The organism is Fictibacillus sp. 18YEL24 (assembly GCF_015903855.1).
GTDB classification, from domain to species: Bacteria; Bacillota; Bacilli; order Bacillales; family Fictibacillaceae; genus Fictibacillus; species Fictibacillus phosphorivorans_C.
The window spans coordinates 850,128-871,309 of record NZ_JACZDT010000002.1; the positions used below are offsets into that span (position 1 = coordinate 850,128).

Sequence of the window (21,182 nt, forward strand, 5' to 3'; positions counted from 1 at the left end):
AAAATTTATAAAGCAGCAGACAAACATTTTTCAACAACAACACCTCTCCGGTCAGGAAAAACCGTCTCAAAGTGGTACTGAGGAAACAGAACAGAAAGCTGTTCTGTGATACCTGCTGCCTTTTGATGAGGAGTGAAACAGACGATGGATGGACCTGATCCACTTATAGCTGCACCATAAGCGCCGAGATCGATCGCTTTTTCCTTAAGTTCAGCATATAGGGGAACCCATTTCGAACGAAACGGTTCATGAAACAGATCGCGGTTCATCATATCGGCTGCTTTCTTCCAATCATTTTTCATCAATGCTGCAACAAGAACATTGCTGATCGCACTGCCTTCAACCGCCTTGTTGAAAGGAAGAAGGTTTGGGAGAGAGCCTCTAGACTGTTTCGTATGAAGAACTCCATCTGGAATGGCTACAATCATCTCAACTGCCACATCTGGAACATGGACCGTTTCGACCACTTGTCCATTGTAAAAGCTGATCGTAAGTCCTCCAAAGATGGCGGGTATCACATTATCAGGATGTTCTTCTAGTGAACTTGCAAGAAGTGATTTTGATTCTTTAGAAAGTTCAAGGTCTAAAAGGATGTTTGCGAGTTCAATGCCTGCCACGATTGCTGATGCGGAACTTCCCATCCCTTTGGATGTTGGAAACGTACTAACCACATCTAGCTGACACGGAGGCAGTTTCTTTTGAAAAGATTCTGCGGTGAAATGTGCGGCTTGCATGATTAAATTGTTTTCATCTTTATTGAATGCTTGAAGTTCCTCTCCATGAAATGTTGTTTTGCGCGGCGCGAACGGCTGAACATGAACGGTTAAGTATCTGTTTAGAGCAAGACCGACAGAATCAAAGCCCGGACCAAGATTGGCTGTACTTGCTGGAACATGGATAGAAAAAGGTTCTGCTTTCATTTATACAACACATCCTTTTAGCTGTTGACGTAAAAGATTAATATCATTCGGAATCACGATTGGTTCTTGCTGTACTGTTTTTAGCGCGATATCAGGATCTTTAAGACCGTTACCTGTTAGAATAGCTACAACGGAAGCACCGTTTGGTAGTAATCCTTGTTTGTGTTGTTTATACAGTCCAGCAATCGTGCTGCAAGAGGCAGGTTCAGCAAAAACACCTTCTTTGGATGCGAGCATCTGATACGCTTCTAGAATCTCTTCATCTGTAACAGCATCAATGACTCCACCTGATTCTTCTAAAGCAGATGAAGCTAACTTCCAGCTGGCAGGGTTACCGATTCGAATGGCAGTTGCAATCGTTTCAGGATTTTTAACAACAGATCCGTTTACGATTGGAGCTGCACCAGCTGCTTGGAATCCATGAATGCGGGGGAGTCCAGAGGATTTCACCACATCATACTCTTTGAACCCTTTCCAATACGCACTAATGTTACCTGCGTTTCCAACGGGTATAGCCAGGATGTCAGGAGATCCGTCTAACGCATCAACCAATTCGAAAGCAGCTGTTTTCTGTCCTTCCAAACGATAAGGATTTACAGAGTTAACGAGGGTGAAGTCTTCTTTTTCACTCATTTTTTGTACCATTTGAAGAGCTTCATCAAAATTTCCTTCAATAGCAAAAATCTCTGCTCCATACATTTTTGCTTGAGCCAGTTTTCCTTGAGCGATCTTACCGTCAGGAATAACAACGATACATCTGAGGCCTGCTCTAGCTCCGTAGGCTGCAGCTGCAGCAGAGGTGTTTCCAGTAGAAGCACAGATGATTGCTTTACTTCCTTCTTCTTTCGCTTTTGCTACAGCCATGACCATCCCTCTGTCTTTAAAAGAGCCTGTAGGATTCGCTCCCTCGTACTTCGCATAAAGGCTGATGCCCCATTCCTTTGAAAGATGTGGAAGCGGAATAAGTGGGGTATGCCCTTCGTTTAACGATAAAAGGGGAGTAGACGCATTGACCGGCAAATATTCTTTATATTGATGTAGTAGTCCTTTCCAATGCATATTAAGCTCCCTCCACACGATAGTGACTTTTAATTTCTTGAACCACTTCAGAGTCACGAAGCAGGTTGTAGACGTGACTATCTTGCTGCTTGTTCGTTCCGTGCGTCACGATTACAATTTCTGCGACCCCTTTATGATCTACAGGGCTTTGAATTAACTTTTCAAGGGAGATGTCATGAAGTGCAAACAGAGAAGTGATAGAAGAGAAAGCACCTGCCTCATCTTTCACGTACAACCGGTAAAAGAATTTTCCGTCGATCTCATTCGGTTGTTTTAATTGTTTATCAAATTGTGGAGCAACCACGCTTTTACCATTAACACCAAGCCGCATGTTCTTCACCACAGCTACTAAATCTGAAACAACTGACGTAGCCGTCGGGAGCTGCCCTGCACCTGGTCCAAAGAACATGGTTTCACCAACAGACTCACCGTACACATATACTGCATTGTATTCATTGTGAACACTTGCTAACGGATGGGAGTCAGGCAGAAGAGTAGGCTCAACACTGATCTCCACTTTTCCGTTATCCTTTTTTGCGTTTCCGATCAATTTCAGTGTATAACCGAACTGACGCGCATATTCAAGATCCTCTTGTGTAACCTTTGAAATACCCGACACGGTTACATCATCCAAATGGATATGCATAGAGAAGCCGAGTGTTGAGAGGATTGCCATTTTCCTCGCTGCATCGATGCCTTCTACATCTGATGTAGGGTCCGCTTCTGCGTATCCAAGATCTTGTGCTTCTTTTAATACTTCTTCATAATTACGCTGTTGTTTATCCATTTTTGTAAGAATGTAGTTCGTTGTTCCGTTGACGATTCCCATCATCTTCGTAATTTTGTCTGAAGCCAACCCATCAACGAGTGAACGAATAATAGGGATACCTCCTGCAACACTTGCCTCATAAAAAAGGTCACATTCATTTTCATGTGCTACTTGTAAAAGCTCTGCACCGTGGAGCGCCATCAAATCTTTGTTTGCCGTGATTACATGCTTCTTATTTTGAAGAGCAAGTGTGATATATTCTCGCGCAAGTTCAATACCGCCCATCACTTCAATAACAACCTGTATATTTGGATTTTGAATAACATCTTCCGGGTGCTGTGTTAACCATTCATTGTTAATGGAGACGAGACGTTCTTTCTCTACATTCTGAACAAGTATCTTTTCAATAAAAACAGGGCATCCAACTCGGTGCTGCAATTCTTCGCGATTTCCTTCGATCATTCTAACAACACCACTGCCGACAGTTCCTAATCCTAAAAGTCCTACTGAAACGTGAGTAACCATTTTATCCGCCCCTTTGTTTTTGTGGAAAATACACTTGTTTGTTTGATATGGACATTTTACATGGAGTTAGAACATCACACAACAGTGTTTTTTGTAAAGATTTAGATAGCGCTTACATTAACAGGAACTCTTTAGTCTTTTTTATAGAGTAATAGGATGATCTCGGATATGATAGGAACAGGACTGTAAAAAAAGGGGAGCGCTTCTTATGGCTTATGAGTTAGAAGAAACAATTAAGGACACACTCAATTGTTTAGAAGAGAATATCTTTTATATAGATCAAGACTTCCATATTTCATGGATGAATAATAGCAGCAAAAAGTTAATAGAAATGATGAAGACTTACCTTAATATAGAATCTGCCGAAGACATTCTAGGTTTACATATTAGAAGTTTTCATAAAAGCTCTTTTCAAGAAGAGCTGATGAAAAAAGGTGAGTTTCCAATCGATATGCAGATTGTTCTCTTTAATCGGTTTGTTGCAAGATTAATCGTGAAAGAACTAATACTGCAGAATCAGAAACGGGGTTATCTGTTAACGTGGAAAGATATCACAGAGCGCGAAAAGGAAAGAGAAAGAACAAAAGAAATTCTGAATGAGCTAGCAACACCAATCCTTCAAACAGTTGCAGAACATACGCTGTTAGTGCCCCTGATTGGTGAACTTACCCTTGAAAGACTTGAAACGTTGACTACAAAACTATTGAAAGAATGTCTGAACAATGAAGCAGATTACGTGATAATAGACTTTTCAGGCGTTACTACCCTTACAGATTCTGAACTTGGGATCGAGATTCAAAAGCTTACAGATGCGATAAAATTGATGGGAGCAGATGTATTGTATTGTGGTTTTCCGAAAGAAATGGTCAAAAATATGGTCTCTTTTGGAGTACATACGAATCAACTTTCATTTGTCTCTTTTCGCAATGCTATTCGTTATGTTGTCTCCGAACAAGAAAAATAAAGAAGCAGCCGTTTTTAATTCGGCTGCTTTGTCTTTTTAATATTTTTTATCGCCTCTTTATAGGAGAGCGGACTTAACTCCTCTTTATGAACGAACTCCCATACCCAATCAGCGTCTGTGTAGGCATATTCTCTCAACGCCCATCCGATGCCCTTTCGGATAAAGAAGTCTTGATCGTACTTTGTATCTCTAATGATTTGTGCTAGAAGCTCTTTATCGGTCTTATCTTTATATCCGAGTTGAAACAGAATTGCTGATCGCATAAGCCAAATGTTCTTGGATTGAACCCAACGTTTTGTAACAAGTTCGATCTCTTCGGGAAACTTCATCAAATAATAGCCTGCGATATGTTTAGCGATGTGATCGACCGTATCCCACCAACTTCTATTCACGATGGTATACTCGATCCATTCAATATCCTCTTTTGTCATCTGCTTCTTTAACTTTTCAACAATGGTAAACGTCGCATACTGCATTTCCCGTTCCGGTCGAGACCATGCTTCTTTAATAAATGACGGGAGTTCTTCTTTAGAAGGTAATCCATACTCCTTTAAAAATTCCTTCATACTTTGTTTCAAAATTGGAGAACGAATTCCGAAAAATTCGAACTGATCGCGCATATACTTTTTCATTGGCTCCGCATCATCTTGATTAGCCTGTCTGTTTAAAAAATGCCACAATTTCTCTTCATACATGGAATCCCACTCCTTTTAACAAAATTATACAAAATATTGTTAACTAACTGAAACTTTTTTCTTTCGTACTCGTAATTATCTATATAAAACCAATATTGGAAATTAATTATTGTCGACAAAATTTTACAATCTTTTTTGTTTCACTTTGTTAAGGTTATATCAAATTCGACAAAAGGGCGTGATTATTTATAGCTTTGCCATAAAAAGTTTATGAAGATAGGAGAGAAGACCATGGAATTATTCGGATATCCGTTGTCTACGATCTATTTAGGAAGCTTTATTGTTTTCGGGTGCATTACATTCGTGTACATCCTATTTGGTGACATGCTTGATGCAGCTTTGGACTTCTTGCATCCAGCGCTTATCTTATCCTTTTTTACAATTGGGACGGCTTCGGGGTATTTGTTAGAAATCATGACTGAAATTAACAGCTGGTTCATCATGGTTTTCAGTGGTTTACTTTCGTTGTTGCTCGTGACTCTATTAAACGTTTTCGTCTTGATGCCGATCCGGTCTTCAGAAGAATCTTTAGCTTATCGAGATGAAGATCTTAAAGGAAGAGTGGGCACCGTATTAACTTCGGTTCCGATAGATGGTTTTGGCGAGATCTTAATCGAGGGAATCAGCGGAAGGATCTCTAAATCCGCAATAAGCATGGATAACAAACCGATCTCTCAAGGAGAAAAGGTGTTGATCATCGACATCCAAAAAGGTGTCGTATCTGTCATGCGTTATGAGCAAGTGGAACAAACATATATTCATTAAACTGGAGGGGTTATTATGAGTTTTTCACCGTTGTTTATCGTTATCGGGGTTGCTGTATTCTTAGTTGTTGCTCTTATTAGTGTTTTTATTACAAAGTATAGAACGGCGAGCCCAGATGAAGCATTAATCGTAACAGGAAGCTTCTTAGGAAGCAAGAACGTAAATATTGATGAATCAGGTAATCGTATCAAGATCGTTCGCGGGGGAGGTACGTTTGTACTTCCTGTTTTCCAACAAGCAAAGCCGCTTAGTTTGTTGACGAGTAAGTTAGACGTTCAAACACCAGAAGTATATACAGAGCAAGGTGTTCCTGTTATGGCTGACGGAACAGCAATCATTAAAGTAGGAAGCTCAATCGGTGAGATCGCGACTGCAGCTGAGCAGTTCCTAGGTAAGTTAAAAGAAGATCGTGAGAATGAAGCGCGTGAAGTCCTTGAAGGTCATTTGCGTTCCATTCTAGGATCGATGACGGTGGAAGAGATCTACAAGAATCGTGAAAAATTCTCTCAAGAAGTTCAACGTGTAGCTTCTCAAGATCTAGCTAAAATGGGATTGATCATCGTATCATTTACGATCAAAGATCTTCGTGATAAGAACGGATACCTAGATTCTCTTGGTAAGCCTCGAATCGCACAGATTAAGCGTGACGCTGACATGGCGATGGCAGAAGCTGAAAAAGAAACGCGTATCAAACGTGCTGAAGCAGATAAAGAAGCAAAGCAGTCTGAGTTGGGCCGCGCGACAGAAGTAGCAGAAGCTGAAAAGATGAATCAGTTGAAAGTTGCTGAATTCCGCCGTGAACAAGATGTGGCTAAAGCCCGTGCTGACCAGGCTTATCACCTAGAAGAAGCGATTGCAAAGCAACAAGTAACAGAACAACAGATGCAGATTAAGATCATCGAGCGTCAAAAGCAGATCGAGCTTGAAGAAAAAGAGATCCTTCGTCGTGAAAAGCAATACGACTCAGAAGTTAAGAAGAAGGCCGATGCAGATCGTTATGCGGTTGAACAGTCAGCGGAAGCGGATAAGCGTAAGCAAGTGGCTGAAGCAGATGCTCATAAATACCGTGTTGAAGCTATGGCAAAAGCCGAAGCTGAAAAAGTACGCTTAGACGGACTTTCAAGAGCAGAAGCGGAACGTGCAAAAGGGGAATCCGAAGCAGATGTTATCCGTCTGAAAGGTCTTGCTGAAGCAGAAGCGAAACAGAAGATCGCTGAAGCATTCGAGTTATACGGCCAGGCTGCGATGATGGATATGATGATTAAGATGCTTCCTGAATATGCGAAGCAAGTGGCAGCACCACTTTCTAACATCGATAAAATTACAGTCGTGGATACAGGCGGCGGTGAAAATGGTGGAGCAAACCGTATCACAGGTTATGCGACAAACTTAATGTCCTCACTTCAAGAATCTTTGAAAGCTTCATCCGGCATTGATGTAAAAGAACTGCTAGAAAATTTCTCTGGAAAAGGGAATGTTCGCAATAGCATCGACGACCTTCGCATCGAATTTGCTAAAAAAGAACCAAATGCAGTAGCAACAAAGGAAAAAGCAGAAGTAAAAGCATCAAAGGGCGAATAAATAAAGAAAAGCTTACTCTCGGCGGGATGGTTAGCCCTGTTAGAGTAAGCTTTTTTGTAGATATGGTTGCATTGCTTGATTGAAAGCTCGTTCAGCAAGAAATGCATGCTGCTGAACGAGCGCCATACGAAAAATACGAGCGCCAACCCCAAAATATTAACTCATGTCAGGGATTAATCCTTATTCATCCGAGCTTCGACAGCCTCTAGCTTTCCTGTCATCGTGGATTTTTTATCGCGGCGGTCATCGATGCGAATGTTTGTGGCTACTCGCTGAATGCCTTTTGAAAATGGTACTTCATGAAGCTGCTGGATCACTTGAAAGAGATCAGGAAGATCGCCTTCTATCAGTGTACTCATCGGAGTTAGCTGGTAATTTACCTTATCTTTGTTTTGCTGAAGCACTTTTTGTATTTCAGCTACATATTCACTAACGCTCGGAGTTTCAGTACCAATCGGAATAATCGTAATATCAACAATAGCCATGAATAGAACACCTCAACTTTTTTCTTTATTGTAGCAAACACCACCATAATGACAAACAAAAGGGTGATACATTTGGAAATACATAATGCGAAGAAACAAGATCTATATCAAATAATAGAATTAGATAAAAAAATGATAGGGAGTGATCATCGAAAAGAAGAGATCAATCACGCGATAAATGAAGACCGTTGTTTGATTCTATATCAGGGAGATAAAATCGCTGCATTTCTTATCTATCACACTCATTTCTTTGATTGCTGTTTTATATCGCTCATCATGGTTGATCCTGCTCATCAAAGAAATGGAGTGGCGAGTAGTTTGTTAACGCATATGAGTAAGATCTCACCCACAAACAAGCTATTTTCATCCACAAATGAATCTAATGAGTCTATGAAAAAGGCGTTTATCAAGAACCATTTTAAGAAGAGTGGTTTTGTCGATAACTTAGACGAAGGAGATCCAGAGATTATTTATTTTAAAAACTGTTACTAACATAGATTAAAGCCTTTCAACACACATCTATTAAAAAAAGAAAGGAAGTTAAGAGATGGCGGAACTTAAGAGAATAGATCAGGCGATCGATGAACTTTTTACATATAGACATATTGGAACTGATCCAGCGTTTAGTAGGTTTATTCCGATGGTTTACGACCCAATCCGTTTTGATTGGCGCCATGAGTTTGAACCCGAATTTACAAAACTGTTCAACGGACTCATGCTTAGAGGTGATGAAGAGGTCAATCGAGTGTTTTTGGCTGTATTTCCTACAGAAGAAATTTTAGAGGGATTCATTTCTGAAAGTAATCCAGGAGATCTGTTATTTATGCATCATCCCATAGTGATGGAATGCGGAGATCCAAAAGGGAAATGGGGAAGAGGCTTTATGCCGATACCTCCTCGTTTTATTCAGCAGATGAAGGAAAAGCGTTTATCTGTATTTACCCTGCATGTTCCACTCGATTATTCCCGCGTAATCAGCACAAGTGATGCATGGGCAGAAGCATTGAACGCAAAAGTGATCGGAGAACTATTGAAGGATGATAACGGAGCTTGCGGTATTCTGTGTGAAATAGCTCCTACTTCCACAGAGAACTTGATTCATCATTCAACCGAATTGTTCGGAATTTCTTATGCAGATGTACATGGTCCTTTCCGTAAGAATATCACGAAGATTGCAATTGTAGCAGGGTGCGGTGATAAAGTAGAAGCCATGATCGAGGCAGAGGAGATGGGAGCAGAAGCCTATTTGACAGGTGAGGTGCACTGTCACATCAATAATGATTACGGTAAAAAGAAGTATGAACAGATGAAAAGCTACATAGCTCAAACGACAATGAGCTTAATCGGAGTATCGCATTCTGCTTCTGAATATTTAGTGCATGCTACACAGTTGAAATCTTGGTTTGAAGATAAATTTCAATTGCCTGTAACGCTATTGCCTCAAAGTAAATGGTGGGTTTGATTCACAAAGTATATAGAGATGATTGTGGGGTAAGACATGAACATTCGACGAGCAAAAATAACAGACGCAGCAGAAATTGCGGAAGTGCACGTGAAAAGCTGGCAGCAATCGTATAGAGGTTTAATAGAGGACGACTATCTATCTCAGATGTCAGTTACGGAAAGAGAACAAAGATGGCATGAATGGTTGAAGCAGAAAGGTCATATTGTACTTGTTTTAGAAGATGAGGATCATCATTTGTGTGGCTTTATTTCTGGAGGTTCGATCAGGTCACAGCATCAATATGAGGGGGAGATATATGCTTTTTACTTATTAAAAGCAGTGCAACAAAAAGGGCATGGAACGAGAATGCTTAAAGCGTTCTCGAAAGAACTTACTTCTATAGGTAAGAAAGGTATGATCGTGTGGGTATTGAAAGATAATCCATCAAAACAAGCATATATTTCAACAGGTGGGAAAAAGATAGATGAAGAACAGATCACAGTAGGAACACAGCACTTGTTTGAAGAATGCTTTGCATGGGATGACATAACGCATATACTAACTAATAGAACGGAACACACAGGCTAAATACATAGAAAAAACATCCTTGGGTTTTATTGAAATGTATTTTTCTCTTTCCAAATTACCCAATTTATCGTTACAATGGTAGAAGGTGTAAAAAAAGAAGTTGGTGACGTCATGGAATTTGACTTAGTAAATATCATTCATCAATATAGCTATTTTGGTATTTTTTTATTATTGGCATTAGGGATTATCGGATTGCCTATTCCGGATGAAATTCTTTTAGCCACGGTAGGATACTTTATTTTTGCAGGAGATCTTTCAGCTCTACCGGCTGTATTGAGTGCTTTTTTTGGAGCGATCACAGGTATAACGGGTAGCTATTATTTCGGAAACATCTGTGGTAAACCTCTATTAAAAAAATTAGGTCCAAAATTAGGGATATCTGAAGAAAAGATAGATAAAACACAGAATTTCTTTTTAAAGTATGGAAAATCAGCATTGTTTTTTGGTTACTTTATGCCGGGAATCAGACACCTGACCGCTTACTTTGCGGGAATGTATTCTTTAAATTGGAGACAATTTGCACTTTACGCTTATAGTGGCGCTTTATTTTGGTGCTCATTCTTTATCGTGATCGGCTATCAATTGGCAGGTCGATGGGCTCTAGTTATGGAAGTGATCCATAAGGTTGGCCTGATCGCATTTACAATCGTAATCCTTAGTGTTGTTGCGTGGATCATCTTTAAGCCGAAAAATAAAGGGTCCTATTCTAGTGGCTGGTTTAAATAATAATGTCTTCCAATACTGGAAGGCTTTTTTTTATATCTTTTAACAACGTTCTTTTCTAAAAGATTGTTGCTTTGAACTCCTTGTCACCTTTGAAAATTGATGGGAGTGGAAGATGCGTGCCTACCACATGAGATACTCCTTGCAAGGCATGCGACGAGAAAGCTAACTACGAAGCATCACTTGTAGACGCAGGAGCAAGGAACTTCTTAAGGCGGGCAGTTTAAAAAGTGGAAGTGGCTCGTTCAGCCCCGACAAGCAAAAGTTGAATGGGCTATGAAGGCAAAATTTGCTCATCACAGACTGTTTAACTTTTGACCTAGAGGGGCTAGCCACTGCAACTAGACAGCTGAGACACTTAAGAGTGAAACGTACGAATGTGGCTCAGCGACTGCCCCGTGGAAAGCGAGCAGCCTGGAACGGAAATCAACACTTCCAAAAGTAACAAAGCTTACGAAAACAGCTTTTAACAAAAACCATTGCTATGTATATTTTCTCTTCAACAAACAAATTTTATTAGATGACAGTCAAAAATTTTAAAAGGAGTGTCATTTAATGAAAAAGACTATTCTCGTTACTTCAATGGCCGTAATGCTATCATCGTTTCTAGGTGCTTGTGGAATGAACAACAACGACAAGGACATGGGAAAAGAAGCGCGTAACAATATGACTGAAGTGAATTACGACAACCGTGCTGATCGAAATATGGATAACATGAATAACAACATGGATATGGGTATGGATAATCAGTACGACGAAAACACGCGCATGGATGTAGCTGATAAAGCGGCTAATAAAGTAACAGATCTTAAAGAAGTTGACGATGCGACAGTTATCGTTACAGAGAACAATGCTTATGTAGCTGCAAAGCTTAAAGGCGGAGAGAGCATGAAGCTTTCGAGAGAAACAGAAAAGAAAATTGGCGATACAGTTCGTAAAACAGATCCTGATATTAATGATGTCTTTGTTTCAACGAACCCTGACTTCATCGATCGTATGAACGGATATGCAGACGAGATCAACAAAGGAAACCCTGTTTCTGGTTTCGTAAAAGAGTTTAACGATACGATCAAGCGTGTGTTCCCAACAAACCGTTAAATCATGAATTAAGGGCTGAGATTTCTCAGTCCTTTCCTTACGAGAACATTTGTTAGAAAATTCATTATATCTGAATATTGACTCCAATCTCATATCGTGATACAAATACATATGGATAAAAAAATATTTCGACAAAATTCGATAAAAACTATTAATGAAGTCGTATAGATGACCACGGAGGAGGAAATTTAATATGCAGAAGCGAACGCTCTCGGTGGGCTTAATGTTATTTGCTTTGTTTTTCGGAGCTGGGAATTTAATCTTTCCGCCAGCCTTGGGTCAGTCAGCAGGTGAAATGGTCTGGCAGTCCATGATTGGCTTTTTTATAACAGGAGTTGGATTACCTTTATTAGGGGTTATAGCGTTAGCACGTACCGGTGGGGGCCTTCAAACGTTAACGGAGCGAGTGAATCCGTTATTCGGTTCGGTTTTCGCGATCATCCTTTATCTAGCCATAGGTCCTTTCTTCGGGATTCCAAGAACTGGAACCGTTTCTTATGAGATGGCAGTCGTTCCTTTCTTACCAGAATCTTTGAACAATGGCCTAATTCTTTTCTTGTTTACCGTTGTATTCTTTACGGTAACATACTGGCTTTCGTTGAACCCATCAAAACTTGTAGACCGAATTGGTAATATCTTAACGCCATTATTGTTGCTCATTATCGTATCTCTATTGGTTAAGGCGGTTATTACCCCCGTTGGAAAACTAGGAACCGCATCTCCTGATTATGCGAGTAATCCGTTAGTTAAAGGATTTATGGATGGATATTTAACGATGGATACACTCGGGGCACTTGCGTTTGGTATTGTGGTCATCACAGCAGTCAAACGACCAGATATGAAAAAAGAACAAGTGACAAAAATGGTTATTAAAGCTGGTTTGATCGCAGCTACTTGTTTAGCCGCTGTTTATGGCATCTTAGCTTATTTAGGAGCAACGAGTCAGGCACTTGGTCAGACGGATAACGGCGGGCAGATTCTTACGAATGTTGTAGCAGAACTATTTGGACCGTTCGGTAACGTACTACTTGGACTTGCTGTAGCACTAGCTTGTCTTACAACATCCGTAGGTCTTGTCACTGCATGTGGTGAATTTGCAAAAAAAATGTTCCCAAATGTTTCATATAAAACCGTTGTACTCACGATGAGTGTGTTCAGTGCAGGTGTTGCAAACTTAGGATTAACACAGCTCATCTCAGTTTCTGTACCTGTTTTAACAGCGATCTATCCGATTGCGATCGTCTTGATCCTGCTTTCTTTCCTACATGATTTATTCTCTGGGAGAAAGGAAGTATACATCGGTGGAATCGTTGCAACTGCACTGGTCTCCATAGCAGATGGATTAAAAGCTTTTGGAATTAAACTTGGTGCAATCGAACAGATTTATTCGCATATCCCTCTATATGCAGATGGAATCGGATGGCTGCTCCCAGCCATCATAGGATCAGTTGTAGGTTTTATCATTGCCGTAATAAGAGGTAGAATTGTTATCTTCTCTACTAATTAATCAAAAACGAATGCCTTAGGATCAGAATCCTAAGGCATTTTTTTGATTTTATATTAAACCAACGCTGGTGTCTTTTCTTTTAACTTCGCTGCCACGTTTTGTGCGATCCATACGCCACATGCACTTGCTTGGGCGAGACCACGTGTGATCCCAGCACCATCTCCACCAACATAGAGGCTGTTGATCTCTGACTCAAACTTATCATCAAGCTTAGGACGTGCAGAATAGAACTTAGCTTCTACCCCATAGAACAATGTGTGTTCTGATGCGATACCTGGTGTTACTTTATCCAAAGCCTCAGTCATCTCAATCAAACTTTTCATCGTGTTATAAGGAAGCACAAGCCCTAGGTCACCAGGTACAGCTTCTTTTAACGTTGGACGAAGGAAGCCTTCTTTAATACGCTTATCCGTCGAGCGACGCCCTTTTAAAATATCACCATACTTCTGAACGACAAGTCCACCCATAGAAAGCTGATTGGCAAGTCTTGAAACCTCATGAGCGTATTCAGTAGGTTGATCAAACGGTTCAGCGAATTGATGTGATACAAGCAGTGCAAAGTTAGTGTTCTCACTGCCTAGCTTTGGATCTTTATAAGCGTGTCCGTTCGCAAGCATGATGCCAGAGTGATTCTCTACGACTACGTGCCCGGAAGGATTGGAACAAAAAGTTCTTACTTTTGTGCCGACAGATGTATTAAAAACAAATTTTCCTTCGTAAAGGTGTTTGTTGATCTCTTCCATCACCAAGTTGGAAGTTTCAACACGAACCCCAATATCCACTTGATTAGCTGTCATTTTAATACGGCGTTTCTTAAGAATTTTCGTTAGCCAAGTTGAACCATCGCGACCAGGAACAATAACAACTTTCTCAGAAGTCAAAGAAGTTCCGTCTTTTAGAAGGATCCCTTTGGCTACATAACCTTCAGTCGTTCGTTCTGTAATGAGATCTTCAACCTCAGCTTTATATTTCATCTCAATGCGCGTTTTTAAATATTCATAGATGCTTTTTAGTATTTCAAGGTTTTGTTCTGTACCAAGGTGACGAACTTGAGCTCGTAACAGCTTTAAACCAGCTGCATAACCGCGCTTTTCGATATCCTTAACTTCTGGTGTCAGTGGGTCAGTAATTGAATCTGTGGCACCATGCTCCAAGTTGATCGCATCTACATATTTAATAAGTTCAACCACTTGTTCTTCAGAAAGATAATCAGTCATCCATCCTCCAAATTCGCTCGTAATATTGAACTTTCCATCCGAATAAGCTCCTGCTCCGCCAAAACCATTTGTGATCGAACAAGCTGGTAAACAACCGGCAAATTCTTTTCTGCCTGCTGCAGGCGGACATTTTTGAATTTTCTTCTCTAAAATCGGACACGAACGTGCATAGATATCATGTCCTTTATCTATTAACAAAATCTTTGCATCTGGAAGCTGTCTTGTTAGTTCATAGCTCGTGAAGATTCCTGCAGGACCTGCGCCAACAACAATTACATCATAATGGGTATTCATAATAATCCCCCTTGAAATACTTGGTAGTTTTCTTGATTTGTTTTTTCCCTTGGTAAATATAACAATTATTAAAGTTGATTTCAACTAAAATACGAACAATAAATTAAAAAAATATTTTTTTATTCGTGTTTTGGGGTTAGGGGGTGAATGATATGAAGATCGGTGCAGGGTATTATTGATCTGTTATCGCTCATTATTCCTGAAATTTTAGAGTTAATTCCGCGAATCTAAGCCTTAATCCCGCGAGTTTTGATCATATATCCATCCGCGAGTCGACAAGCATCAACAATTTCTACAAACACTATACCCTCCAATCCTCTTTCAACTCTCAAAACAAAAAAACCTAAAGAAAAAGCTTCTTCAGGTTTTAGAATCTGATCTTCATGATCTTCCAGCCGTCTGTCATCGATTTTCGTTCCATTAAAAAGGTAAAAGTATCTGTTTGTAATCCGTTATCATCGTACTTTTTTACTCTAGCTCTTATTTCAGTTCGAACAACAGGAGGATACCTGGTGCTTGGAGACCTAATCTCATACTGCATGCTTGTGATTCCTCTGAACAGCTCTGTAACGGTCGAGTCTTCAAGCAGGGTCTTGTTTAGGACAGGCATAGCTAATTTGATGTCTTGCTGTTTCATTCCGACTAAAAACATCGAAACAGCTTGTTTAGCGCTTGCTCCAGCAGCGTATTTAGTTAGTTGTCCTCCAGCTTTTAGAATCATAAATTGATGAGAAGGATCAATATTACGAGAACGGTGTGTTGAACTACCTAAAAAATGTATGCAAAAATGGCCAGGAAATCCGTTTTCTAATGCACCTGCTCCATGAGGCATTCCGTGCATGCTGCCTGCGAGTATTCTCCCGTTTACGGGGATTAGTATAGCACGTCGGTTCCAGCTCCATTTATCGTTATACAGATGCTTTAGAACAGCTGTATCGTCACGAGTCAACGGCTGTACATCAGCATGTTTGTTGCCAGCTCTTCTTTGTACTTGAAAATAAAAGCCTGTCTCTAAATCAACAACTTTAAAAGTGGCACCTTTCGGAAGGAGTTTGTTCACTTTCTCCCACTCCAAAACTTCCCCCTTTTTTACGATTGGGAAATAAGTTAGGGGTTCTTTTGCTTCAGAGGTGAGGGGAAAGAAGAAGCTTAAACAAGCTGTTAATAGAACTCCAATCCTGATCTTATTCCACATAGTCAGTCCTCAATTCCATATGTTTTTCTCTTCCTTAATATGGATTGTTTTGTCCTTTTTATCCTCCAAAAATAATGAAGTGAATAAAATGGATGAGATAGTTCGTCTAACAAGGAAAGGGGGAGCTTTATGAAGATTATTAAAAAATTGTTCATGCAGCTGATTCTAACGATTATTTCAATCGTACTGATCAGCGGACTGCCAGATTTAATCATGAACAAGAACGTAGCCATGTATTTTCAAAAAATCAAAGTTGTTCTATTAGATGTTATTCATTTAAATGAGATGACTTATATGAACCAGGGAAAGCAGAGGTTGTTTTTAGATGATATTTGGTCACCGTATCTGTATTCGTTAACCATACTTTTTGGCGCATTATTCATTGCCTTTTGTATGGCACAGCTTCTTACTTGGTGCACGTTGATGATGCCGATGTTTATCAGAAGGACCGTGAAGAACATTCTTACGTTTTTAGAATCATTGCCAGATCTTCTTGTTTTTGCACTTGTACAGATGGCAATTGTTCTTATTTTTAAAAAGACAGGAATACTCGTTTCAAATGTAGCTTCACTAGGAGCTGAAGATCGGGTTTATATGGTGCCGATCGTGTGTTTAATGATCCTGCCTTTTGTTTATTTTTATAAGATGATGATCCTTCTGTCGGAAGAGGAGCTTGGAAAATCATATGTTGAGATGAGTTTAGCGAAAGGCATGAGAAGAATATATGTACTCATCGTTCACGTTACGAGGAATACGAGTGAGGGAATCTTTCACTTTTCAAAGTCCGTTCTATGGTTTATGATTTCAAACCTGCTCCTTGTTGAAGTAATCTTCAATATTCATGGTATTACTCATTATATGTATAGTGATTTTAGACCAGAGATGTTAGCCGCTTGCCTCATTTTGCTTGTTATTCCTTTTTTCCTTTTATATGCGGTATTCGAATGGACGATCGTTCGATTCTCAAAAAGAGGTGAGCTGGTATGATTCGAAGCATAAAGTTTTGGGTTGGACTCTCAATCTTATGTGTATTCATCTTTTCCAGCTTTGGGTTCGCCTTGTTTTATGATAGTGACGTTCGCCAAGTCCAGTTGCTTTATGATGATAACAAAAATCTGATAGGTGGCGCACCTTTTGAGCCATCACTCATGTTTCCTTTAGGTACAGATCCCTTGGGTTATGATATCAGCCAAAAGGTTTTGCAAGGAGCAAAATTTACGTTAATCGCAGTAATTGCAATCGGTGTGTTTCGTGTTCTATTTAGTTTTATCGTGGCGATTCCATTCGCTTTTTATCTGCCAGAAAAGATTCGTAAAGGATTAGATCAGCTCCTTAGCTCATTTTATTTTATTCCGCTTACGATCATCGCTGTTTTTATTCTGAGTCCTATTTTAAGTGAGCAATTGAGTGCTGAAGGAGAAGAGTTCTTTCTGTATTCGTTTACCGAACGAATTGGTCTTGAAGTCATTATTCTAACGGTGCTCGTCGTACCTTTACTCGGTTCGATGATCGGAAACATGATGGCAGCCGTATTGAAAGAAGAATTTATAGAAGGAGCAAAGCTATTAGGTGCGAGCAGGTGGCGTATATTCACAAAACATGTTATCCCTCACATGCTGCCTAAACTTGTAATTGTATGGTGTCAACAATGCGTTCAAGTACTGATTATTTTTACTCATCTTGGCTATTTTAAACTGTTCTTCGGAGGGACAGATATAGATTTCAATCCGATGATGGCAGATCCACCGAAATCATTATCAAATGAGTGGTCTGGACTCGTTGGCGATTATTACATCCAGATTCATGCCAATCCATATATCGCACTTGGACCAATCATCATGTTCGGGGTCGCCATCTACGCCTTTCAGTTAATAGGTGAAGGTTTTCAACATCACCTACAAACGAGACATTATAAAAAGACGAACCATAATCGTGTGCTGGAAAAACAAATTCTTGTGAGTAAAACGAAATCATCCTTTGATTTCGTGCATAAGAGAAGCGCTTAAAAAAACACCACTTTTCTCTTCTCACCATACTATGTAATATCCTGTGCAGACAGGGGGGAGAGAAATGATTTTTGTTAATGGGTATCCGGTAAAAACGGCTCAAATCTCTGGTTTTAATTCGCTTACACCCACACAGAAACAAGTAGGCGAAAAGCTTGAAAAATCCAGAGAATCGTTTTATTACACAAGTCCACATCAATTTTTATTTGAAGTGGTCATGCGTACAAATATTGTAGCAGCTGCAAACGCTATGCGTGACAGTGGAGCAGGGTTCGCGACGTTCGTAAATTCGCGCTGCAATCCGCAATATTGGAGAAGAACAGCTTATGGAGGATTTTTGCTTCGATCCGATGCCCGTCCTTCTGACGCCATCTCAGATATTTTTATCAATGGAAAACGGTACGGGTTCGAATGTACTACAGCTATAATGATCATGATGTACAAAGCGATTCTTGAAACAATTGGAGCGGGTATGTTTGATCAATTGTTTAACGGATTGCTTCTCTACAGTACGGAACATGATGAAGATCTACAGATTATCGCTGTACCATCTGGGGATTCGTTGCCGGGAGATGTGAGATATGTTAAAAATCCAGAACATCATCCGAATACACCGCAATGGCAAGGTGAAAATTTAATCGATCTTGGAAACGGACAATTTTTTGGTCACGGCATCGGAACGGGAACAATTGGAGAGGTTATCGATGTGCTTAACCAAAAAAGAATGCCTGGCGCAACGGTTTCGGCTTTTTTAACAGCGGAAATCATAAGGCCAAACTATCGACTCATGTCGGAATACACACGTCATCCAATTCGAAGACTGCTTGGTGGAGTTATATAAAACTTGTTTTTATTTCTATACAAAAGGCTGAAAGAAGTTGATTTCCGTTTCAAGCGCTCGCTTTCCGGGGGAGGGCGTGCGGTGAGCCACCTAAGCACTTTGTGCCATTAGGAGTCTTCCTCCTTACACAACAATCAACTTAGCAAAGATGCCTTTAAAATAGTACCCCCTTAAGCAGCAGCTTTTAGGATTGAGACGTACAAAAAAGACGCAGAGAACGGTCATCTCTGCGTCTTTTGTATTTTAGTTATTGATTATTGAAGGTATGGTCTTGGATCGACTGCATTTGATTTTGAGCCGTTCCATGGGCCTTTATGCAATTCAAAATGCAAATGCTGTCCTCTAGAAGCTCCTGTATTACCTTGGTAGCCTAAGAATGTCCCTTGAGAGACAGATTGACCTTGACTAACTGCAGGCGTAGATCTCATGTGAGCATATAGTGTTGTGTACAACTGGCCGTTAATGTAGTGCGTAATATAAACAACGTTACCATAAGAGCTGGAATAGTAAGCTCTCGTTACCGTTCCAGAAGCTGCTGCTACGATAGGAACAGTACTTCCTCCTTGAGCAATATCCATTCCATAGTGCATGCCCGCGCTTCTGTTACCAAAACCAGAAGTGATGATTCCCTGTGAAGGCATTATAAAGTCACGACTCACTGGGGCTGGAGCCGGAGTTGGTGCAGGCGGTGGCGTAGGTGAAGGTGAAGATCCAGAACCTCCAGAGTTGGATTTGTTCTTCTCTCTAGCCGCTGCTTCTTCACGAGCTTTTTCCGCCGCTGCAGCTGCTGCAGCTCTTGCTTCAGCTTCTCTCTTCTTACGTTCAGCTTCTTCACGTTTCGCGCGTTCGATCTCAGCTTTTATCGCTGCTTCTTGTGCGGAAAGAAGTTCGTTCGTCTCATCCAACTGCATAATATGATCATGTAGATGGTCTTCTTCCGTCTCTAGTTGGGCAAGAAGCGCATTCTTTTGTTTTTTCTGGTCTGTTAGCTTTTGATTTAATCCTTCTAGAGCCGTTAAATCTGCATTTAAAGACAAGAGTTCACTCTCAACTTGTCCTTTTTTCTTTTCAACAGATTCTTTATCTTGTTTGTGTTCTTCTAAGATGGCTTTATCCTGTTCAGCAATCACGTTTAGTGCAAACACGCGATCAAGGAAGTCGCCGAAATCTTTCGAACCTAATACCACATCTAAATAATTTACCGCACCGCCGCTTTCGTACATGGAAGTTACGCGTTCTTTAAGAAGTGCATCACGTTCTTTGATTCTCTTTTTAAGAACATCAATTTCTCTTTTAAGTTTTTCAATAGAAGCTTTTGTTCCTTGAATGGATTCTTTTTTGTTTGCGATATCTTCAAGAGTCTTGTCGATCGACCTCTCTAATTTTTCAATCTGATTCAATGTGTGATCTTGCTGATTTTGATTCTTCTTTAATTCACCCTGCTTTTCTGTTTGCTCAGAGCGATTTTTTTCTTTTTTCTCTTTTATAGAAGACAGAGTTTCTGCCGATACCGTATATGTACTAAATACTAGACTGAGAGACAGTGTAGCCATAACTAGCTTACGTTTCAAGATGGGTACTCCTCCTTGTAAGTGCAAATGTTGCCAATTTCTTTTCTGAAGTGATTATACCATTGATTAATCATCAGTTATTGCGAAATAATATTACATTTATGTTTCAAAATATTACACATTGAAACATAATTCGACGGAAACTCTGTAGAGATTTGTCTGTATTAGGAAATAAAAAGGTAAAATCAGCGTGCAAATCGAATAGAGAAGTAGGTATATAGAATGGGTTTTCATTACAAAAAAATGTTTGCCCCGTTAGTTTAATAGATTAAGATTCTATATCTTTCTGGTTTGGTTTTTTACTAATTCACATAAAATGAATAAAAAAATTATAACTAATCGTCTAAAGGATAGGGTGTTGGTAAAGGAGGGGATGCACTTGAAGTTCAATCGAGAAATCCATAACGAAGGCATAGATTCACACTCCCTTACTCAGGAAGAATGGGTCGTACAGATTATGGATATATACCAAGACAAGGTGATAAGACTAGCATACACCTATGTTAAGGATCGAAAATTGGCTGAAGATTTAGCACAAGAAGTGTTTGTGAAATGTTACATACATAAAGACAATTTTAGAAATGATTCATCAGTAAAAACTTGGGTATACGCCATCACTATAAACTTGTGTAAAGATTACTTAAGAAGCGGTTGGAAGAAATACATTCATGTTATCGACCGGTTTGGTAAGTCGAGAGCATCCTCTGTCCTAACACCAGAACTTTCAATCGTCCAGAAAAGTGAACATGAAGCCTTAGCAGATCAAGTACTAAAACTGCCTCTTAAATATCGGGAAGTGATTCTTCTATTCTATTATAAAGAACTAACCGTGTGCGAAATCAGCCAAATCCTAAACAAAAAAGAAGCAACGATCAGAACTTTACTTCAGCGGGGAAGAGAAATGTTGCGACGAAAACTGGAGAAGAGTAGGTGAG

21 protein-coding genes are annotated in these 21,182 nt (G+C 39.9%); 13 read left to right on the forward strand and 8 right to left on the reverse strand.

The genetic code is table 11. From position 1 onward, the window contains the following. Nucleotides 1–5: 5 nt before the first annotated feature. From thrB to HU823_RS09535, 3 genes are read right to left on the reverse strand one after another with little or no spacing between them, the layout of a single operon-like run. Complete coding sequence (gene thrB, locus HU823_RS09525; RefSeq protein WP_197221943.1) at nucleotides 6–920, reverse strand: homoserine kinase; 915 nt, start codon at nucleotides 918–920, stop codon at nucleotides 6–8. Next, on the reverse strand, nucleotides 921–1,979 hold the full coding sequence (gene thrC, locus HU823_RS09530) for a threonine synthase (RefSeq protein WP_197221944.1): 1,059 nt from the start codon (nucleotides 1,977–1,979) through the stop codon (nucleotides 921–923). Nucleotide 1,980: 1 nt separating this feature from the next. Continuing rightward, on the reverse strand, nucleotides 1,981–3,273 hold the full coding sequence (locus tag HU823_RS09535) for a homoserine dehydrogenase (protein ID WP_144698167.1): 1,293 nt from the start codon (nucleotides 3,271–3,273) through the stop codon (nucleotides 1,981–1,983). Nucleotides 3,274–3,481: 208 nt separating this feature from the next. On the opposite strand from HU823_RS09535, the gene HU823_RS09540 reads away from it, so the two are divergent. After that, the gene (locus tag HU823_RS09540) at nucleotides 3,482–4,237 is read left to right on the forward strand and encodes an STAS domain-containing protein (RefSeq protein WP_197221945.1); all 756 of its coding nucleotides are present in this window, start codon (nucleotides 3,482–3,484) and stop codon (nucleotides 4,235–4,237) included. Between the two features lie 14 nt (nucleotides 4,238–4,251). On the opposite strand, the gene HU823_RS09545 is transcribed toward HU823_RS09540, so the two are convergent. Continuing rightward, nucleotides 4,252–4,932: a DNA alkylation repair protein gene (locus tag HU823_RS09545; RefSeq protein WP_197221946.1), complete on the reverse strand. Its 681-nt coding sequence runs from the start codon at nucleotides 4,930–4,932 to the stop codon at nucleotides 4,252–4,254. 231 nt (nucleotides 4,933–5,163) lie between these two features. Here HU823_RS09545 and HU823_RS09550 point away from each other — a divergent pair, with 231 nt between their 5' ends. After that, a complete protein-coding gene (locus HU823_RS09550) occupies nucleotides 5,164–5,697 on the forward strand; it encodes an NfeD family protein (protein WP_163103568.1) in 534 nt (177 codons plus the stop codon). A gap of 15 nt (nucleotides 5,698–5,712) precedes the next feature. Beyond that, entirely contained in the window at nucleotides 5,713–7,278 is a 1,566-nt protein-coding gene (locus HU823_RS09555; RefSeq protein ID WP_197221947.1) for a flotillin family protein, read from the forward strand. Nucleotides 7,279–7,451: 173 nt separating this feature from the next. Here HU823_RS09555 and HU823_RS09560 read toward each other — a convergent pair whose 3' ends face one another. Further along, on the reverse strand, nucleotides 7,452–7,763 hold the full coding sequence (locus tag HU823_RS09560; RefSeq protein WP_197221948.1) for an MTH1187 family thiamine-binding protein: 312 nt from the start codon (nucleotides 7,761–7,763) through the stop codon (nucleotides 7,452–7,454). A 63-nt stretch (nucleotides 7,764–7,826) separates the two neighbouring features. Between HU823_RS09560 and HU823_RS09565 the strand changes: the two genes are divergently transcribed. From HU823_RS09565 to brnQ, 6 genes are all read left to right on the forward strand, one after another. Next, nucleotides 7,827–8,255, forward strand: coding sequence for a GNAT family N-acetyltransferase (locus tag HU823_RS09565; RefSeq protein WP_370630056.1), 429 nt, complete (start codon nucleotides 7,827–7,829; stop codon nucleotides 8,253–8,255). Between the two features lie 55 nt (nucleotides 8,256–8,310). Further along, a complete protein-coding gene (locus tag HU823_RS09570) occupies nucleotides 8,311–9,225 on the forward strand; it encodes a Nif3-like dinuclear metal center hexameric protein (RefSeq protein WP_197221950.1) in 915 nt (304 codons plus the stop codon). 36 nt (nucleotides 9,226–9,261) lie between these two features. After that, the gene (locus HU823_RS09575) at nucleotides 9,262–9,795 is read left to right on the forward strand and encodes a GNAT family N-acetyltransferase (RefSeq protein ID WP_197221951.1); all 534 of its coding nucleotides are present in this window, start codon (nucleotides 9,262–9,264) and stop codon (nucleotides 9,793–9,795) included. A 111-nt stretch (nucleotides 9,796–9,906) separates the two neighbouring features. After that, on the forward strand, nucleotides 9,907–10,521 hold the full coding sequence (locus HU823_RS09580) for a DedA family protein (protein WP_197221952.1): 615 nt from the start codon (nucleotides 9,907–9,909) through the stop codon (nucleotides 10,519–10,521). A gap of 552 nt (nucleotides 10,522–11,073) precedes the next feature. Next, nucleotides 11,074–11,616, forward strand: coding sequence for a YhcN/YlaJ family sporulation lipoprotein (locus HU823_RS09585; RefSeq protein WP_197193504.1), 543 nt, complete (start codon nucleotides 11,074–11,076; stop codon nucleotides 11,614–11,616). 193 nt (nucleotides 11,617–11,809) lie between these two features. After that, the gene (gene brnQ / locus HU823_RS09590; RefSeq protein WP_197221953.1) at nucleotides 11,810–13,123 is read left to right on the forward strand and encodes a branched-chain amino acid transport system II carrier protein; all 1,314 of its coding nucleotides are present in this window, start codon (nucleotides 11,810–11,812) and stop codon (nucleotides 13,121–13,123) included. Between the two features lie 53 nt (nucleotides 13,124–13,176). Here brnQ and HU823_RS09595 read toward each other — a convergent pair whose 3' ends face one another. Continuing rightward, nucleotides 13,177–14,634: an NAD(P)/FAD-dependent oxidoreductase gene (locus HU823_RS09595; RefSeq protein WP_197221954.1), complete on the reverse strand. Its 1,458-nt coding sequence runs from the start codon at nucleotides 14,632–14,634 to the stop codon at nucleotides 13,177–13,179. Nucleotides 14,635–15,001: 367 nt separating this feature from the next. Continuing rightward, nucleotides 15,002–15,709 carry a hypothetical protein gene (locus HU823_RS09600; protein WP_231607354.1) on the reverse strand — a complete coding sequence of 236 codons (708 nt, stop codon included), beginning with the start codon at nucleotides 15,707–15,709 and terminating at the stop codon, nucleotides 15,002–15,004. Between the two features lie 249 nt (nucleotides 15,710–15,958). Between HU823_RS09600 and HU823_RS09605 the strand changes: the two genes are divergently transcribed. The 3 genes from HU823_RS09605 (at nucleotide 15,959) to HU823_RS09615 (ending at nucleotide 18,676) form a co-directional block, all read left to right on the forward strand. Next, nucleotides 15,959–16,816, forward strand: coding sequence for an ABC transporter permease subunit (locus HU823_RS09605; RefSeq protein WP_197221956.1), 858 nt, complete (start codon nucleotides 15,959–15,961; stop codon nucleotides 16,814–16,816). Continuing rightward, a complete protein-coding gene (locus HU823_RS09610; RefSeq protein ID WP_197221957.1) occupies nucleotides 16,813–17,835 on the forward strand; it encodes an ABC transporter permease in 1,023 nt (340 codons plus the stop codon). Before HU823_RS09605 ends, HU823_RS09610 begins: the two co-directional genes overlap by 4 nt. Before the next feature lie 64 nt (nucleotides 17,836–17,899). Further along, on the forward strand, nucleotides 17,900–18,676 hold the full coding sequence (locus HU823_RS09615) for a protein-glutamine gamma-glutamyltransferase (protein ID WP_191752183.1): 777 nt from the start codon (nucleotides 17,900–17,902) through the stop codon (nucleotides 18,674–18,676). Nucleotides 18,677–18,930: 254 nt separating this feature from the next. Here the strand turns inward: HU823_RS09615 and HU823_RS09620 are convergent, their stop codons facing one another. Next, on the reverse strand, nucleotides 18,931–20,247 hold the full coding sequence (locus tag HU823_RS09620; RefSeq protein WP_231607355.1) for a murein hydrolase activator EnvC family protein: 1,317 nt from the start codon (nucleotides 20,245–20,247) through the stop codon (nucleotides 18,931–18,933). Between the two features lie 379 nt (nucleotides 20,248–20,626). Here HU823_RS09620 and HU823_RS09625 point away from each other — a divergent pair, with 379 nt between their 5' ends. After that, a complete protein-coding gene (locus HU823_RS09625) occupies nucleotides 20,627–21,181 on the forward strand; it encodes a sigma-70 family RNA polymerase sigma factor (protein ID WP_197221958.1) in 555 nt (184 codons plus the stop codon). Nucleotide 21,182: the final 1 nt, after the last annotated feature.

Excerpts from the sequence above, each read along its gene's own strand:
- HU823_RS09615 (WP_191752183.1), top strand. The coding sequence starts at position 17,900 with ATGATTTTTGTTAATGGGTATCCGGTAAAAACGGCTCAAATCTCTGGT.
- HU823_RS09595 (WP_197221954.1), bottom strand. The coding sequence starts at position 14,634 with ATGAATACCCATTATGATGTAATTGTTGTTGGCGCAGGTCCTGCAGGA.
- HU823_RS09535 (WP_144698167.1), bottom strand. The coding sequence starts at position 3,273 with ATGGTTACTCACGTTTCAGTAGGACTTTTAGGATTAGGAACTGTCGGC.
- HU823_RS09580 (WP_197221952.1), top strand. The coding sequence starts at position 9,907 with ATGGAATTTGACTTAGTAAATATCATTCATCAATATAGCTATTTTGGT.
- HU823_RS09550 (WP_163103568.1), top strand. The coding sequence starts at position 5,164 with ATGGAATTATTCGGATATCCGTTGTCTACGATCTATTTAGGAAGCTTT.
- HU823_RS09540 (WP_197221945.1), top strand. The coding sequence starts at position 3,482 with ATGGCTTATGAGTTAGAAGAAACAATTAAGGACACACTCAATTGTTTA.
- thrC (WP_197221944.1), bottom strand. The coding sequence starts at position 1,979 with ATGCATTGGAAAGGACTACTACATCAATATAAAGAATATTTGCCGGTC.
- HU823_RS09585 (WP_197193504.1), top strand. The coding sequence starts at position 11,074 with ATGAAAAAGACTATTCTCGTTACTTCAATGGCCGTAATGCTATCATCG.
- HU823_RS09575 (WP_197221951.1), top strand. The coding sequence starts at position 9,262 with ATGAACATTCGACGAGCAAAAATAACAGACGCAGCAGAAATTGCGGAA.
- HU823_RS09560 (WP_197221948.1), bottom strand. The coding sequence starts at position 7,763 with ATGGCTATTGTTGATATTACGATTATTCCGATTGGTACTGAAACTCCG.
- HU823_RS09570 (WP_197221950.1), top strand. The coding sequence starts at position 8,311 with ATGGCGGAACTTAAGAGAATAGATCAGGCGATCGATGAACTTTTTACA.
- thrB (WP_197221943.1), bottom strand. The coding sequence starts at position 920 with ATGAAAGCAGAACCTTTTTCTATCCATGTTCCAGCAAGTACAGCCAAT.
- brnQ (WP_197221953.1), top strand. The coding sequence starts at position 11,810 with ATGCAGAAGCGAACGCTCTCGGTGGGCTTAATGTTATTTGCTTTGTTT.
- HU823_RS09605 (WP_197221956.1), top strand. The coding sequence starts at position 15,959 with ATGAAGATTATTAAAAAATTGTTCATGCAGCTGATTCTAACGATTATT.
- HU823_RS09555 (WP_197221947.1), top strand. The coding sequence starts at position 5,713 with ATGAGTTTTTCACCGTTGTTTATCGTTATCGGGGTTGCTGTATTCTTA.
- HU823_RS09545 (WP_197221946.1), bottom strand. The coding sequence starts at position 4,932 with ATGTATGAAGAGAAATTGTGGCATTTTTTAAACAGACAGGCTAATCAA.
- HU823_RS09610 (WP_197221957.1), top strand. The coding sequence starts at position 16,813 with ATGATTCGAAGCATAAAGTTTTGGGTTGGACTCTCAATCTTATGTGTA.